This window comes from Nocardioides sp. YIM 152315, assembly GCF_029210375.1.
Classification (GTDB): domain Bacteria; phylum Actinomycetota; class Actinomycetes; order Propionibacteriales; family Nocardioidaceae; genus Nocardioides.
In genome coordinates this window covers 33,180-49,170 of record NZ_JARGER010000029.1, presented here as the reverse complement: position 1 = coordinate 49,170, position 15,991 = coordinate 33,180, and the positions used below count along the sequence as shown (strand labels likewise).

Genomic DNA, 15,991 nt, shown 5'->3' with positions numbered 1-15,991 from the left:
GAGCTCCGCCGTGGCCAAGCCGCCGCCGTCCACCGTCGACCACGTCGTCTCCCTCGCCAAGCGGCGGGGCTTCGTCTACCCGTGCGGCGAGATCTACGGCGGCACCCGCTCGGCGTGGGACTACGGTCCGCTGGGCGTGGAGCTCAAGGAGAACATCAAGCGCCAGTGGTGGAAGTCCATGGTCACCATGCGCGACGACATGGTCGGCCTCGACTCGAGCATCATCCTGCCGCGCCAGGTGTGGGAGGCCAGCGGCCACGTCGACACGTTCACCGACCCGCTGACCGAGTGCCAGTCGTGCCACAAGCGCTTCCGCGCCGACCACCTCCAGGAGGAGGTCGCGGAGAAGAAGGGCATCGACGATCCCGACGACGTCGACCTTGCGACGGTGGCGTGCCCCAACTGCGGCACCCGCGGCGCGTGGACCGAGCCCCGCCAGTTCTCGGGCCTGCTCAAGACCCACCTCGGCGTCATCGAGAACGAGGAGGGCCTCCACTACCTGCGCCCCGAGACCGCGCAGGGCATCTTCATCAACTTCGCCAACGTCGTGACCTCGAGCCGCCAGAAGCCGCCGTTCGGCATCGCCCAGATCGGCAAGAGCTTCCGCAACGAGATCACGCCCGGCAACTTCATCTTCCGCACCCGCGAGTTCGAGCAGATGGAGATGGAGTTCTTCGTCAAGCCGGGTGAGGACGAGGAGTGGCACCAGTACTGGATCGACGAGCGCACCAGGTGGTACGTCGACCTCGGCATCGCCCCCGACAACCTGCGCCACTACGAGCACGCGCAGGAGAAGCTCAGCCACTACTCCAAGCGCACCGTCGACATCGAGTACCGCTTCCGGTTCGCCGGCTCCGAGTGGGGTGAGCTCGAGGGCATCGCCAACCGCACCGACTTCGACCTGTCGACGCACGCAAAGCACTCCGGCCAGGACCTGTCGTACTTCGACCAGGCCAACAACGAGCGCTACACGCCGTACGTCATCGAGCCGGCCGCGGGCCTGTCGCGCAGCCTGATGACGTTCCTCGTCGACGCCTGGACCGAGGACGAGGCCCCCAACACCAAGGGCGGCGTCGACAAGCGCACGGTGCTGCGCCTCGACCCGCGCCTCGCGCCGGTCAAGGTGGCCGTGCTCCCGCTGAGCCGCAACGCCGACCTCTCGCCCAAGGCGAAGGACCTCGCGATGCGGCTGCGCTCCGCCGGCTGGAACGTCGACTTCGACGACTCCGGCGCGATCGGCCGTCGCTACCGCCGTCAGGACGAGATCGGCACGCCGTACTGCGTCACGGTCGACTTCGAGACCCTCGACGACCAGGCCGTGACCGTCCGCGAGCGCGACACCATGCAGCAGGACCGGATCGGCCTCGACGGGGTCGTGTCCTACTTCGCTGAGCGTTTCGTCGGTTGCTGACGCCTCGGCGCAGGCACAATGACGACATGAATCGGCGCCTCCTCGGATCCGCGGCGCTGACCGTCGCGTTGGCCGCGGCCCTCGCGGGCTGCTCGGACGACGGCGACCCGCAGAGCTCGGGGGACTCGGACACCCCGACGGCGACCGAGAGCGCCTCGCCGTACCTGCCGGTGCCGGACGGCGTCACGCTGACGCCGCAGGGCACCCACCTCGAGGTCGGCGACCAGGGCGTGGTGGCGTGGGAGCCGCGCCAGGACGAGGTCGGCGTCCTCGACCTGACCGTCACCGAGATCGAGCGGACGACGACGCGCAAGACGCTCTCCGCCTGGCAGCTGAGCAAGGAGCAGGAGGCGTCGACCCCCTACTTCGTGCACGTGACGGTCGAGAACGTCGGCGACACCGACCTCGGCGGCCGCCGGGTGCCGCTCTACGTCGTCAACGAGGAGAACCTGCTCCTCGAGTCGACGCCGTTCGCGAGCTCCTTCACGCCGTGCCCGAGCACACCGCTGCCGAGCAAGTTCGGCCCCGGCGCGCACGAGGACGTCTGCCTCGTCTACCTCGCGCCCGACCACGGCACGCTGGAGGCGGTGAGCTTCCGCCCCGACGAGTCCTTCGACCCGATCATCTGGACCGGTGAGATCGAGAAGTACGTGCCGCCCAAGCCCGAGAAGAAGAAGCCGAAGGGCAAGAACAAGAACAACGGTGGTTGAGGAGGGACGAAGCCGCGCCGACCGGTGGTTGAGGAGGGACGAAGTCCCGTCTCGAAACCACCGATTCGGCGCGGCGCAGCCGCTCGCGGACAATGGGGGACATGACCACGCTGCCGACCTCGCCGACCCGGAGTCTGACTCTGGGGTCGCTGACGGTCGACGTCCCGGTCGTGCTCGCGCCGATGGCGGGCATCACCAACGCGGCGTACCGCCGGCTGTGCGCCGAGCAGGGCGCGGGACTCTACGTCTGCGAGATGATCACCAGCCGCGGCCTGGTCGAGGGTGACCAGCACACCCGCGACATGCTGGTCTTCGACGAGCTCGAGACCGTGCGCTCGGTGCAGCTCTACGGCACCGACCCCGTGTATGTCGGCAAGGCCGCGGAGATCCTCTGCGCGGAGTACGGCGTCGCGCACATCGACCTCAACTTCGGCTGCCCGGTGCCGAAGGTCACCCGCAAGGGGGGCGGCGGGGCGCTGCCGTGGAAGCGGGGGCTGCTCGCCGAGATCCTGGAGCACGCCGTCGCCGCGGCCACGCCGTACGACGTGCCGGTGACGATGAAGACCCGCAAGGGCATCGACGACGACCACCTGACCTACCTCGACGCCGGCCGGATCGCGCAGGAGAGCGGCTGTGCCGCGATCGCGCTGCACGGCCGCACGGTCTCGCAGGCCTACTCGGGCGCGGCGGACTGGGACGCGATCGCAGCGCTGGTCGACCATGTCGACATCCCGGTGCTGGGCAACGGCGACATCTGGGAGGCCGCGGACGCGTTGCGGATGGTCGAGCAGACCGGTGCGGCCGGCGTCGTCGTGGGCCGGGGCTGCCTGGGCCGGCCGTGGCTGTTCCGCGACCTCGCCGCCGCGTTCCGCGGCGAGGACACCGCGACCCTCCCGACGCTCGGCGAGGTGACGGCGATGATGCGCCGGCACGCCGAGCTGCTGTGCCAGCACATGGGGGAGGAGCGTGGCTGCAAGGAATTCCGCAAGCACGTGACCTGGTACCTCAAGGGCTTCGCCGCCGGCGGCGAGATGCGGCGTTCGCTGGGCCTGGTCCAGACGCTCGCCGACCTCGACCGGCTGCTCGCCGACCTCGACCCCGTCGAGCCGTTCCCGGTCGGCGAGCTCGGCGCCCCGCGGGGTCGCCAGGGGTCGCCGCGCGCCCGCGTCGTGCTGCCCGAGGGCTGGCTCGACGACGTCGACGGCGCGGGCTGCCACCTGCAGGAGGACGCTGTCGAGACGACCGGCGGGTGACCGGAAATACCCCACCCGGTCCGTTTGAAGATTGCACGACCCCGGGAAGCGTGTGGTTGACTCGACCGTCGTTGCCGTTTCGTGACCTTCCCCCGAGCGGTCCGGTGACACCGACCTGACAGCAACCCGCAAAGGATCAGCGCTGTGGCAGAACACCGCCACAAGCGGGAGACCAGCGCCCGCCGCCTGCCCAGGGCCGCCCTCGTGGCGGCACCGATCGCCCTCCTGGCGACCGGCTCCGCCGTGACCCTGGGTGTGGTGTCCAGCGATCCCGTGCCGGACCTCCCGGTCGCCCAGGACGCCGCCAGCGTCTCGGGCGCGGCACGCGAGTCGACCGCCTCGCGGAGCGAGTCGCGGCTCGACACCCGCAAGGAGCGCAAGGCCTTCCAGAAGGCCGTCGACCGCAGCGCGCGGGTCGTCGCGACCCGCTCGGCCGTCCGCACCGCCGACACCCGCCGGTGGACCACGGAGGTGCTCAACCTCTGGACGGGGTCCGGCGAGTTCGCGACGAAGGACGGCGAGATGAAGTCCGCCAAGCGCGTGCTCGTCACCGGGCGCCGTGCCTCCGGGCGGGTCGAGATCGTCGTCGACGGCAACTCGCGGTGGGTGTCCGAGGGCTACCTGAGCGAGGAGAAGCCGGTCGCCGCGGCCGCCGGACTCTCGATGGCGCCCTGCCCGGACCCGGGCGTCGAGGGTGGCCTCACCGACGACGCGGTGTACGTCTACCGCTCCGTGTGCCACGCCTTCCCGCAGATCACGTCGTACGGCGGCTGGGACGCCCACGGCGAGCACTCCTCGGGGCGTGCGCTCGACATCATGACCAGCGACGTCGAGCTCGGCGACGCAATCGCGGCGTTCCTCCAGGAGCACGCCGCGGAGCTGAATCTCTACGACATCCTCTGGCGGCAGCGGATCTGGACCCCCGTGCGGGCCGGCGAGGGCTGGCGGTCGATGTCCTCGCGCGGCTCGGCCACCGCCAACCACTACGACCACGTGCACGTCGCCACCAACGGCTGACTCCGAACAGTTGCATCGGGTGATGCATTCACGGGTTCGGTTGTGCCTCGGTGCGGACCAGGTCGTTCTCCCGCCACCCCTGAACGAGCTGATCCGGCGCGGTGGGTCCCGTCGTCGATCCGGGCGTCGATCATCCGGACGGTCGCGTCCACGGTCGCCAGGGTGGAGGCGTCGTGGGAGACCAGCAGGGTCGCCGCGCGTGTCTCGCGGGCCAGGCCGGTGATCAGTTCGACCACGCGGGTGCCGCGTTCGTGGTCGAGTGCGGAGGTGGGCTCGTCGACGAGCAGGACTTCGGGTTCGCCGATGAGGGCACGGGCGATCGCGACGCGTTGCCGTTGCCCACCGGACAGGTGTGCGGGCCGCTTGTGGCGGTGGTCGGCGACGCCGACGGCGTCCAGGAGTTCCAGGGCACGCCTGCGCACGCTGGCGGGCCGGCGGCCGCGCAGGTGGGCGTCGAGCTCGAGTTGCTCGAGCGCGGTCAGCGAGCCGAGCAGCTGCGGTGACTGGAAGACCATCCCGATCCGCTCGAGCCGGACCCTGGTTGCCTGCGCGACTGTGGTGGTCGGGGTAAACACGATCTCCGCACCGATCCTGACCTGCCCTCCGCGGGGTGGGGTCAGCCCGGCCGCGACCGCCAGCAGGCTGGACTTGCCCGCGCCGGAGGGACCGAGCAGAGCGGTGGTGGTGCCGGCGGGCACGGTCAGGTCGACCTCGTCCACCGCGGTGAGCGTGGTGTCCCCGTCCGGGTAGATCAGGGTGATGTTCTCCAGGCGCAGGTCCATCGGAGGCTCCTTCCAGAGCCGGCCGCCGGGGGCGGCCGGTCAGCGGGTGGTCACGGGGTGTCAGCGGGCGGCGAGGGCGGTGTGCGGGTCGATCCGGGTGATGCGGGCCACCGAGATTCCGGCGCCGAACAGGCCGAGCAGGACCAGCGCGGCGGCCGGCATCAGGGTGGTGAAGCTGGTGATGATCACCGGGACCTCGTCCGGCAGCAGCGAGGCGAAGGCGACGGTGAGCCCGGTCCCTGCGGCGACACCGCCGACCAGTAGCAGCGCTGCCTGGCCGAGTGCGTCCCGCAGCAGGTACCCGGTGGAGGCGCCCAGTGCCTTGAGTACCGCGATGTCACCGGAGCGGCTGATCGTCCAGACCGTGAAGAACGCCCCGACCACCAGCGCGGAGATGACCAGCAGGAAGGCCTGCATGGTCCTCAGCGAGGTGCTCTCCCCGGCGAAGGACGGCACCGCCGAGCGTGCGTCGGAGGTGGTGACGGTCGTGGTGCCGAGGTCATCGTCGGCTGCCGTGAACGTGGCGTCGTGGGCTCCGTCAGTGGACAGCGCTATCACGCTTGCGACCTGGCCCGCTGGCCGGTCGGCAGCGGTTCGCGCCCCGATCGACTGCCAGTCATCGAGGCTCGTCCAGACGACGGGGGTGTGGGAGAACGACTCGTCGGTGTCGGTGATCGTGGTCACGGTGAGGTCGCTGCCACCCAGCGTCACGGTGTCGCCGGCCCCCGCGCGGAGCGCCTCGGCCGCGGACGGGGTCAGGACCACGGCCCCGGGGGCGACGCCGCCTTCGTCCCAGGGCACCAGCTGTGAGCCTTCTCCCACGCCGAGAGCGGTGACCGCGGCGGTCGTGCTCTCCGACTCCGCTCGGGTGGTGGCCAGTCCGAGCGGTTCGGCGGACTCGACACCGGACACGTCGGCCCAACCCTGCCACTGCTGGGCGGTGACGCTGGAGGCGGTGAACTCGGGCGCGTCGTCCCCAGACGGCATCGAGAACGCGATGTGGTCGGCCGGCAGATCCGTGATCGCCGAGGTGGACTCCCGTGCCAGGCCGGCGGTCAGGGAGGCGATCATGGTGACCAGCAGGGCGATGAGCACGATCACCACCGACATCAGGGCGAAGCGGCCACGGGCACGCTTGAGATCGCGCAGCGCGACGAACACGGGGAACCTCCACAGGAATGCTGGACTTCTTCCAGCATCCGCGCGCGCAGCGTCGTGAGCATCGCGACCCGGAGTGATCCTGTGGCGCCGAACGGTGGCCGTCGGGATCAACCTTTCGGACGATGCGTCGCCGCGGATCGCGGCTACCTTGGCCAGGTGAACTCGCACCCGCTTCCCTCGCCGACCCGTGGCCTGACCGTGGGTCTGGACGTGCTGTTCGCGATCCTCATCGTGGTGGCGGTCGTGCAGGCACCCTCGGGAACCATCTGGGTCGCCGCGCTGAGCGCGGGGCTGTTCGCAGCGGTCTATGCGTGGGGGCGCGTGGCCATGCGGGTGTACGAACGGTCGGTCGAAGCCTCGCGGGGAGGCTGGTGGCCTGACACCGCCTGGATCGCCGTCCTCACCGTGCTGTGGGCGGTCTCGCTGTGGATCACCCCGGCGGCCCTGTGGATCGCCTTCCCTCTCATGTTCCTCCAGATGCACGTGCTGGGACCCCATCGCGGCCCCATCGCGGTCCTGGTCACCACCCTCGCCGGCGTCGCCGAGGGTGTTCTCGTCCAGGCCGGCCCCGGCGATCCGTGGACCGGATTCGTCCTGGGTCCGGTGCTCGGAGCCGGCGTCGCCGTCGGCGTGGTGCTCGGCATCGAGGCCTTCGTCCGGGAGTCACAGACCCGCCAACGCACCGTGGACGAACTGACACAGGCACGCCGACACCTCGCCCAGGCCGAACGCGACCGGGCCGTCACCGAGGAGCGAGCCCGCCTGGGCCGCGACATCCACGACACCCTCGCGCAGTCGCTCTCCGCGATCGAGCTGTTGCTCCGCACCGCCGAGAACACCACCGGCACCGACAGCGAGCAGACGCGGATGCTCATCGGCCAGGCACGCGAAGCAGCGCGCGACGGGCTCGGCGAGGCACGTCGCGTGGTCCAAGACCTCACCCCCGGCGATCTCGATCGGACCACGCTGCTCGACGCCCTGCACCGCGTGGCCGAACGCACCGCGACCACCAACAACGGCACCGACGCCGGAGGTTCACGACCCCTCGCCGTGTCAGTGCACAGCAACGGCGCCGCCGTCCCCCTGTCGGTGCCGCTGGAGACCGCGCTGCTCCGCATCGCCCAATCAGCGCTCGCCAACGTCACCGAACACGCCGAGGCCACGCGCGCCCGGGTGACGCTCAGCTACGAGCCCGACCTCGTCACGCTCGACGTCGTCGACGACGGCAAGGGATTCGACCCCGCCATCATCGACGGTCAGGCTGGCGAGCGCGGATTCGGGATCCCCGCCATCCGCTCGCGAATCCGGGCACTCGGAGGAGCCGTCGCACTCGACACCGCGCCCGGAGACGGGACCGCACTCGCCGTCACCCTGCCCACCCACCCAGCCGAGACCACCCGATGATCGACGTCGTGCTCGCCGACGACCACCCGGTGGTCCGCGCCGGACTACGCACCGTGGTCGACAGCCAGCCCGACATGCACGTCATCCACGAGGCCTCGACCGCAGAGGACCTCCTCACCTGGCTCGACGAGAGCGGCCGAGCCGACGTGATCCTCCTCGACCTCCGGTTCGGCGACGCCCGCATGTCAGGTGCCACCGCAACCGACACCGTCGTCCGCCGACACGGCACCCCCGTGCTCGTCGTGACCACCTACGGCACCGACGCCGACATTCTGGCGGCGATCGAAGCAGGAGCCACCGGCTACCTCCTCAAGGACGCCCCCACCCAGGACCTCGCCCGTGCCATCCGTTCGGCGGCCGCCGGAGAAGTCACCCTCGACGCCGAAGTGCAACGCCGACTCCTGGGCCGCATGCGCGCCCCGACCCGCAACCTCAGTGCCCGCGAACTCGAGGTCCTCCGCCTCGCATCGGGCGGGAAGTCCAACGAAGCCATCGCGCGCGAACTGTTCGTCTCCGTCGCCACCGTCAAGTCCCACCTCGCACACATCAACACCAAGCTCGGCACCCAGTCCCGCACCGAAGCGGCGGCCGCCGCCCGCGACCGCGGCATGGTCTGACACCAACAAGAACAGGTCCTCGAACCAGACGCCGGTAGAGCCGCGCCGGTCGGTGGAGGTCGCGCTGCTCGAGGCCGGTGGCCCGCCCGCGGCGGCCGCGAGACCGTGCGGTCACCCGACTCACTAGGCTCGCGATGCGATGAAGATCCAGGACCTGTACGACGAAGCCGCGCGTGAGCGGATCGTCGAGGAGCCGCCCAAGCGGGTGGACGCGCCGATCCGCACGCCGTTCGAACGGGACCGGGCCCGACTCGTGCACGCCGCCTCGTCGCGCCGGCTGGCCGCGAAGACCCAGGTGGTCGGCCCGCAGAGCGACGACTTCGTGCGCAACCGGCTCACCCACAGCCTTGAGGTCGCGCAGGTCGCCCGCGACCTCTCCCGCGCGCTGGGCAGCCAGCCCGACATCGCCGAGACCGCCGCGCTCGCGCACGACCTCGGCCATCCGCCGTTCGGCCACAACGGCGAGCGGGTGCTCGCCGAGGTGGCGGAGGCGTGCGGCGGCTTCGAGGGCAACGCGCAGACGCTGCGGCTGCTCACCCGGCTCGAGGCCAAGACCGTCGACGCGTCCGGCACCTCGGTCGGGCTCAACCTCACCCGCGCGACGCTCGACGCCTGCACGAAGTACCCGTGGCCGCGGACCGAGGTCACGCCGAAGTTCGGGGTCTACGCCGACGACCTCCCGGTCTTCGCCTGGATGCGCGAGGGCGCGGTCGGCAGCCGGCAGTGCCTCGAGGCGCAGGTCATGGACCTGGCCGACGACGTGGCCTACTCGGTGCACGACGTCGAGGACGGCGTCGTCGCCGGCCGGGTGGACCTCACGTCGTTCGACACGGCGGCCGTCTGGGAGGCCGTCCGCGACTGGTACCTCCCCGACGCGACCGACGACACCCTCGACGCCACGCTCGCCGACCTGCGCGCAGTCGGCAGCTGGCCGAGCGCGCCGTACGACGGGAGCCGGCGGTCGCTCGCCGCGCTGAAGAACCTCACCAGCGACCTGATCGGGCGCTTCTGCGGCGCCGTGCAGCACGCCACGTTCGCCGCCGGGCCCGGACCGTTCGTCCGCTATCGGGCCGACCTGGTGGTGCCGGCGGAGACCCGGCTCCAGATCGCGGTGCTGAAGGGCATCGCCGCCCACTACGTGATGCGCACCGACGACCGGGTCGCGCTCATGGAGCGCCAGCGCGAGCTGCTCGCGGAGCTCGTCGCGGCCCTGACCGACCGCGGTCCCGACGCCCTCGACCGGCCGTTCGCCGACGACTGGCGCGCCGCGTCGGACGACTCGGCCCGGCTCCGGGTCGTCGTCGACCAGGTGGCCTCGCTGACCGACGCCAGCGCGGTCGCCTGGCACGAGCGACTCTGCCGAGGTCGACTCGTCTAGCGTGGGCGCCGTGACCGACCGACTCGTCTGGCTGCCCTTCGATCCCGCCGAGCTGGGTGACGGGCTGGGGGATCCGCCCGACGGGCTCCGCTACGAGGTGGTCGACCCGACCGAGCACGTGCCCGACAGCGTCGGCGACGTCCGGTTCTACGTCCCGCCCTACCAGGTCGGCTCGCGGATCGCCGAGGTGCTGCCCCGGATGAGGGGCCTGGAGGTGATCCAGACGCTGACCGCGGGGGTCGACAACATCCGCCCGCACGTCCCCGACGGGGTGCTGCTCTGCAACGGCCGCGGCATCCACGACACCTCGACCGCCGAGCTCGCGCTGACACTGATCCTCAGCAGCCTGCGCGGCGTGCCCCGCTTCGTCCGTGACCAGGACTCACACCGGTGGCGCCCGGGCTGGCGCCCCGCGCTCGCCGACAGGCGCGTGCTCATCGTCGGGTACGGCGCGGTCGGGGAGGCGATCGAGCGACGGCTGCTGCCCTTCGAGACCGAGGTGGTGCGGGTCGCGCGCCGCGCTCGCGACGGCGTGCACGCCATCGACGAGCTGCCGACGCTCCTCCCGGCCGCGGACGTCGTGGTGCTCGTCGTACCTCTCACCGACGAGACCCGCGGCCTGGTCGACGCCGGCTTCCTGGCCGCGATGAAGGACGGCGCGCTGCTGGTCAACCTGGCCCGTGGGGCCGTCGTCGACACCCCTGCCCTGATCGAGGCGCTCGACAGCGGGCGGATCCACGCGGCGGTCGACGTGACCGACCCCGAGCCGCTCCCCGAGGACCACGCGCTCTGGGACGCGCCGCACCTGCTGATCACCCCGCACGTCGGTGGCGCGAGCAGCGCGATGTGGCCGCGGGCCTACCGGCTGGTGCGCGAGCAGCTCCGCCGCTACGCCGCCGGCGAGGAACTTGTGAACGTCATGTCCGGCGACTACTGACCCCCACATAGACTCCGCGACGTGGCAGGACGGATCCGCGAGGAGGACATCGCCGAGGTGCGCGAGAAGGCGCGCATCGACGACGTGGTCTCGCAGTACGTCACGCTCCGCAACGCCGGAGGCGGCTCCCAGAAGGGCCTGTGCCCCTTCCACGACGAGAAGTCGCCGTCGTTCAACGTCAACCCGGGCCGCGGATTCTTCCATTGTTTCGGCTGCAATTCGGGCGGCGACGTCATCACGTTCCTGATGAAGATCGACGGCCTCAGCTTCGGCGAGGCGGTCGAGCGGCTCGCCGACAAGGTCGGCGTGGTGCTGCGCCGTGAGGACGACGGGCCCGGCGGCCACGACGACCGGCCGAAGGGGCCGCAGCGGGGCCGGCTGATCGAGGCGCACAAGGTCGCGCAGGTGTACTACGCCGAGCAGCTCGGCACTCCTGACGCGCTCGTCGCGCGGCAGTTCCTCGCCGAGCGCGGCTTCGACCAGGCCTCGGCCGAGCGCTTCGGCATCGGCTTCGCGCCCCGGGAGGGCGAGGCGCTCTTCCAGCACCTGCGCGGCCGCGGTTTCTCCCAGGAGGAGGCCGTCGAGGCCGGCCTCGTGGCCGTCGGGCGCTCGGCGTACGACCGCTTCCGCGGGCGCCTGCTGTGGCCGATCCGCGACGCGAGCGGCGACACGATCGGCTTCGGCGCCCGCCGGATCTTCGACGACGACCGCATCGAGGCCAAGTACCTCAACACCCCCGAGACCAGGATCTACAAGAAGTCGCAGGTGCTCTACGGCCTCGACCTCGCCCGCCGCGAGATCGGCCGGTCGTCGCAGGCCGTGATCGTCGAGGGCTACACCGACGTGATGGCCTGTCACCTCGCCGGGGTCGGTACGGCGGTCGCCACGTGCGGCACGGCGTTCGGCGACGACCACGCCCGAGTGCTGCGGCGCTTCCTCAACGACCACGAGGAGTTCCGAGGCGAGGTCATCTTCACCTTCGACGGCGACGCCGCCGGGCAGAAGGCGGCGCTGCGCGCGTTCGGCGGCGACCAGAACTTCGTCTCCCAGACCTACGTCGCGGTCGAGCCCGACGGCCTCGACCCGTGCGACCTGCGCATCAAGCACGGCGACGCCGCGGTGCGCGAGCTGGTCGCCCGCCGGGTGCCCCTCTACCGGTTCGTGCTCTCCAACGTCGTCGGCAAGTACGACCTTGACCGTGCCGACGGTCGGGTCGACGCGCTCCGTGAGGGCGCTCGCCTCGTGTCGAGCATCCGCGACCGGTCGAAGGTCGACGCGTTCGCCCGCGAGCTCGCCGGGATGGTCGGCGCCGACCCCGACGAGGCGCGTGCCGAGGTACGCCGCGCCGCGAACCGGCGGCCCGGCCAGGCCCCGGTCGCGACGTCCGCCACGCCGCCGCCGCGCTCGAACGTGCCGAGCATCTTCGACCCTCGCTTCGACAAGGAGCGCGAGGCGCTGATGCTGATCATCCAGCACCCGATGTCGATCGGACGTCTCAGTGCGGCGCTCGGGCCCGACGACTTCACCCACCCGGTCTTCCGTGCGGTGTGGGGCCTGGTCGCCGCCGCGGGTGGGATCGGTGCCGGAGTCGGCGACCCGAACTGGGCGACGCGTCTGCGCGATGCCGCAGACGACCCGGCGGTGTCGTCCGCGATCAGTGCCCTGGCGGTCGAGCCGCTGAAGAAGGCACCGGATGCCGCGTACTTCACCGAGTACCTGCTGCGGCTCCAGGAGCTGACGGCTGCCCGCCGGATCGCCGACATCAAGTCGAAGCTCCAGCGCACCAACCCGGTCGAGAACCCGGACGCCTTCAACCGGATGTTCGGCGAGCTCGCCGCGCTCGAGGCGCATCGGCGTACCCTGCTCGACCAGCTGACCGGGACCGTGCAGTGAGGTTCCGCCGGGAGCGTCCACCGGTCCGAGTCGAGCGCGGCGAGAAGCTGCTCGCCGACGCGGCCGCGGACGACGCCCACCTCGGCGGCACCCGCGACGCCCTCTACGTCGTCCGCCGACTCGGCCACGACCGGCTCGGCCTCGAGGAGACCGTGCGGATCCCGTGGGAGGAGGTCCAGGCCGCCGACTGGGACAAGGACTCCGCCACGCTGCGGATCAGCGAGGTGGGCGCGTGGGGGGAGCAGCGCCCCGAGCACGTCTTCGCCCTCCCCGAACCCGGTCGGCTGCTCGAGCTCGTGCGGGAGCGGGTGACCGCGAGCGTCGTGCTGCAGCGGCACGTGCCGGTCGACGGCCGGCGCGGCCTCCGCGTGATCGCCCGCCGGGCGCCCAGCGGGGACCGGCCGATCGCGTGGTTCTACGAGTACGACGAGGGCGTCGACCCGGACGATCCCGACGTCCGGCGGGCCGCCCAGGAGGCACTCGCGGCGGCGCGCGCCGAGGTCGGTCCGGACTGAACCCCTCAATTTCTGTTGGCGTCGCCCGATTGCTAACCTGTGCGGGCTGCACCCGATCCCCTGTAGCTCAACTGGCAGAGCATTCGGCTGTTAACCGGAGGGTTGTTGGTTCGAGTCCAACCGGGGGAGCAGAGAGAGGGCCTTTGACCTGCGGAAACGTGGGTCAGGGGCCCTCAACGATTTGGGCTTGGTTACCCCGCGGGTTCACCGCTTCAAGTGTCGCGGCAGTGAGAACACCGCGTCCGACCTGGATCGGTCTCTGTGTGATGGTGGGGGGGATGTCTCGGACCGCATCACGACTCCTGTCGCTGTTGTCGCTGCTCCAGGGACCGCGCGTGCGCAGCGGTCCCGAGCTGGCGGAACGTCTCGACGTCACCGTCCGCACGGTGCGCCACGACATCGAGCGACTGCGCGATCTCGGCTACGACGTCGACGCCGTACGCGGCAGCGCCGGCGGCTACCGGATGGGATCGCCGGGGGACGACGGCGTCTCGCCGTTGCTCCTCGACGACGACGAGGCGATCGCCGTTGCCGTCGGCCTGCGCACGGGGGTGAACTGCATCGTGGGCGGGATGGAGGACACCTCGCTGCGTGCGCTCGCGAAGCTCGAGCAGGTGCTGCCCACCCGGATGCGCGCGCGCATCCAGCGGCTCAACCACTTCATCGCGCCCATGCCGAGCTCGGCCCCGATGTCCATCGTCGACCCGAGCCTGCTGCTGTCGCTGGTGAACTCGTGCGCCGAACGACGGCGGGTCCGGTTCCGCTACGCCGACAGCGAGGACCTGGCCGGCGTCGAGGTGGAGCCCTACCGGCTGATCAGCAGCGGGCACCACTGGTTCCTGCTCGGCTACGACGTCCGTGCCGAGGAGTGGACCATCCACGACGCGGAGGGGATCGACCTCCGCACCCCGGGTGGGCCGCGGTTCGCGGCGCGGCGCCTGCCCGCCGACGACCTGGAGGCCTACGTCGCCGAGCGCGTGCCCCGGGCCCAGCTCTGGAGCCACCTGGCACGTGTCGTGGTCGACGCGGCTCCGGAGCACATCCGCCGGGTGCTCGCGCCCGCCGAGTGCATTGTGAGCAGCGGTGGTCAGGGGCGCTGCGACGTCCTGGTCGGCGGCACCAGCTGGCGGATGGTCGCGATCAACCTGCTCCGGCTGGACGCGGACTTCACCGTGACGGACCAGCCCGAGCTGGCCAAGGAGGTCGTGCGGGTGGCGGAGCAGTGCCGTTCGGCCGTGAGCTGAGAGCCGATCCATCAGGAACGAGCCGTTCCTCGTTGCCGGGAACCATCTCCACTCCAGCGCGAGCGCCCCAGAACGCCGCTCCCGCGATCCCTGAGAGAGGAGACATCCATGTCCACGACGACCCGCAAGCGCCTCGTCACCGCGGGCATCACCGCCGTCCTCGCGACGTTCACGGTGCCGCTCGCCGCCCCGCCGCCCGCCTCGGCCGCTCCCCTGTGCCGGGACGGATCGGTCTGCACCTGGACCGGCAACGACTTCACCGGCACCAAGCGGACCAGCGGGCTGAACCCCGAAGGTGGTTGCTACCCGTGGGGCGGGAAGACCGTCTCCAACCAGAGCGGCCACACCATCACCGTCTACAGCAAGGGGTCCTGCTACGGCAAGCGCGTCCAGATCGCCGACGGCCATTGGGGCCAGACCAAGCCCGGCGCAACCATCCAGTCGATCGCGGTCAACGGATGAGGGGGACCAGGCTCGCCCTTCGAGCAACCATCCTCGCCTGCGCGGCGGCGCTAACCGCCGTGCCGGCGGGGCCGGCCGGGGCGGATCCGGTCCAGCCGGGCCCGGTCGACGAGGCCGGTCTCCGGGGCGCGGTCGTGGACCTGCCCACCCCGGCCGCGACTGCGGCGTTCGCGCGCGTCCGGGACGGTGCCCGACAGGTCACCGTCCGCGGAGGCGCCCGCAAGCTCGGCTCCGCGCACCAGGGCTCACCAGCCTCGCGGTTCCGGATCGCGAGCGGCACCAAGATGTTCACCTCGGTGCTGGTCCTCCAGCTCGCTCGGCAGGGTCGGCTGCGCCTCGACGCTCCGGTCCAGCGGTACCTGCCGGGGCTGCTGCCGTCGTCGTACCCGCACGTCCCCGTGCGCACCCTGCTGGACCACACCAGCGGTCTGCCACACTCGACCGAGGACGCCGGGTGGGAGGATCCCGCCACCTTCGTCGCGCACCGCTTCGACCGATTCACACCCGAGCAGGTCGTTGCGACGGCGACCAGCCAGCCGATGGCCTTCGAGCCGGGCACCCGGCAGGAGTACAACGGCGTCAATCACTTCATCGCCGGCCTGCTGGTGGAGCGGGTCACCGGCGCGTCGTACGGCCACGTGCTCCAGCGACGAATCCTGCGACCGCTGCGTCTGCGCGCGACGCGCCTGCCCGAACCCGAGGACGCGACCCTGCCCAAGCCGCACGTGCACACCTACCTGCGCGTCGACGACGAGCCGGTGGACGTCACCGAGCAGAGCCCGTACGGCTGGGCTGAGAGCGGACTGGTGTCGACCACACGAGACCTGGACAGGTTCCTGCACGCCCTGATCAGAGGCCGACTCCTCGAGCGGCGCCAGCAGCGACTGCTGTTCCGGGTGCCCGACGTGCCGTACGTCGGCGACGAGTGCCCACATCACCGGGCCTGCTACAGCGCCGGCCTGCAGCGCACCGAGCTCCCCGGCGGTCTCGTCGTCTGGGGAAAGTCGGGATCCGTGCCGGGAACGAGCTCAGGCACCTTCACGACACGGGACGGACGGCGTTCGCTCACCTACGCGATCCACCCCCTCGGCAACCGTGACGGCTCCGAAGGCGAGGTCCTGCAGCGGCTCGTCACCGCCGCGTTCGGACTCTGATCCGCGGACATGGGTCCGCAGGTCAGGCCCGTCAACGTCTCGGCGTCGCGGTG

General features: G+C 71.3%; 15 protein-coding genes and 1 tRNA gene. 14 read left to right on the top strand and 2 right to left on the bottom strand.

From position 1 onward, the window contains the following. Positions 1-10 precede the first annotated feature (10 nt). The 4 genes from PZ894_RS09750 to PZ894_RS09735 all read left to right on the top strand — a co-directional run bounded on the left by PZ894_RS09750 (position 11) and on the right by PZ894_RS09735 (position 4,391). Positions 11-1,411 carry a glycine--tRNA ligase gene (locus PZ894_RS09750; protein ID WP_345799145.1) on the top strand — a complete coding sequence of 467 codons (1,401 nt, stop codon included), beginning with the start codon at positions 11-13 and terminating at the stop codon, positions 1,409-1,411. A gap of 26 nt (positions 1,412-1,437) precedes the next feature. Next, positions 1,438-2,121, top strand: a complete 684-nt coding sequence (locus PZ894_RS09745; protein ID WP_275744332.1) for a hypothetical protein — start codon at positions 1,438-1,440, stop codon at positions 2,119-2,121. Between the two features lie 101 nt (positions 2,122-2,222). Next, positions 2,223-3,374 carry a tRNA dihydrouridine synthase DusB gene (gene dusB / locus PZ894_RS09740; RefSeq protein ID WP_275744330.1) on the top strand — a complete coding sequence of 384 codons (1,152 nt, stop codon included), beginning with the start codon at positions 2,223-2,225 and terminating at the stop codon, positions 3,372-3,374. 144 nt (positions 3,375-3,518) lie between these two features. After that, positions 3,519-4,391, top strand: coding sequence for a mucin-2 protein (locus tag PZ894_RS09735; protein ID WP_275744328.1), 873 nt, complete (start codon positions 3,519-3,521; stop codon positions 4,389-4,391). Here PZ894_RS09735 and PZ894_RS09730 read toward each other — a convergent pair. Both PZ894_RS09730 and PZ894_RS09725 read right to left on the bottom strand, forming a co-directional pair. After that, the gene (locus tag PZ894_RS09730; RefSeq protein ID WP_275744326.1) at positions 4,358-5,173 is read right to left on the bottom strand and encodes an ABC transporter ATP-binding protein; all 816 of its coding nucleotides are present in this window, start codon (positions 5,171-5,173) and stop codon (positions 4,358-4,360) included. The genes PZ894_RS09735 and PZ894_RS09730 overlap by 34 nt on opposite strands. Positions 5,174-5,233: 60 nt before the next feature. Next, a complete protein-coding gene (locus PZ894_RS09725; protein WP_275744324.1) occupies positions 5,234-6,334 on the bottom strand; it encodes an ABC transporter permease in 1,101 nt (366 codons plus the stop codon). A 156-nt stretch (positions 6,335-6,490) separates the two neighbouring features. Between PZ894_RS09725 and PZ894_RS09720 the strand changes: the two genes are divergently transcribed. The 10 genes from PZ894_RS09720 (at position 6,491) to PZ894_RS09675 (ending at position 15,938) form a co-directional block, all read left to right on the top strand. After that, positions 6,491-7,738 (top strand): sensor histidine kinase, encoded by a 1,248-nt coding sequence (locus PZ894_RS09720; RefSeq protein WP_275744322.1) that lies wholly within the window; start codon positions 6,491-6,493, stop codon positions 7,736-7,738. Beyond that, complete coding sequence (locus PZ894_RS09715) at positions 7,735-8,355, top strand: response regulator transcription factor (RefSeq protein ID WP_275744320.1); 621 nt, start codon at positions 7,735-7,737, stop codon at positions 8,353-8,355. Before PZ894_RS09720 ends, PZ894_RS09715 begins: the two co-directional genes overlap by 4 nt. A gap of 139 nt (positions 8,356-8,494) precedes the next feature. Next, on the top strand, positions 8,495-9,733 hold the full coding sequence (locus PZ894_RS09710; protein ID WP_275744318.1) for a deoxyguanosinetriphosphate triphosphohydrolase: 1,239 nt from the start codon (positions 8,495-8,497) through the stop codon (positions 9,731-9,733). Positions 9,734-9,743: 10 nt separating this feature from the next. After that, positions 9,744-10,670, top strand: coding sequence for a 2-hydroxyacid dehydrogenase (locus tag PZ894_RS09705; RefSeq protein ID WP_275744316.1), 927 nt, complete (start codon positions 9,744-9,746; stop codon positions 10,668-10,670). A gap of 21 nt (positions 10,671-10,691) precedes the next feature. Beyond that, positions 10,692-12,563, top strand: coding sequence for a DNA primase (gene dnaG, locus PZ894_RS09700; protein WP_275744314.1), 1,872 nt, complete (start codon positions 10,692-10,694; stop codon positions 12,561-12,563). Further along, positions 12,560-13,078, top strand: coding sequence for a hypothetical protein (locus PZ894_RS09695; protein WP_275744312.1), 519 nt, complete (start codon positions 12,560-12,562; stop codon positions 13,076-13,078). Before dnaG ends, PZ894_RS09695 begins: the two co-directional genes overlap by 4 nt. A gap of 56 nt (positions 13,079-13,134) precedes the next feature. Next, positions 13,135-13,207: transfer RNA gene (locus tag PZ894_RS09690), tRNA-Asn, on the top strand. A 149-nt stretch (positions 13,208-13,356) separates the two neighbouring features. Then, positions 13,357-14,322, top strand: coding sequence for a WYL domain-containing protein (locus tag PZ894_RS09685; protein WP_275744310.1), 966 nt, complete (start codon positions 13,357-13,359; stop codon positions 14,320-14,322). Between the two features lie 108 nt (positions 14,323-14,430). Then, a complete protein-coding gene (locus PZ894_RS09680) occupies positions 14,431-14,784 on the top strand; it encodes a peptidase inhibitor family I36 protein (RefSeq protein WP_275744308.1) in 354 nt (117 codons plus the stop codon). Beyond that, the gene (locus PZ894_RS09675) at positions 14,781-15,938 is read left to right on the top strand and encodes a serine hydrolase domain-containing protein (RefSeq protein WP_275744306.1); all 1,158 of its coding nucleotides are present in this window, start codon (positions 14,781-14,783) and stop codon (positions 15,936-15,938) included. Before PZ894_RS09680 ends, PZ894_RS09675 begins: the two co-directional genes overlap by 4 nt. The last annotated feature ends 53 nt before the right edge of the window (positions 15,939-15,991 follow it).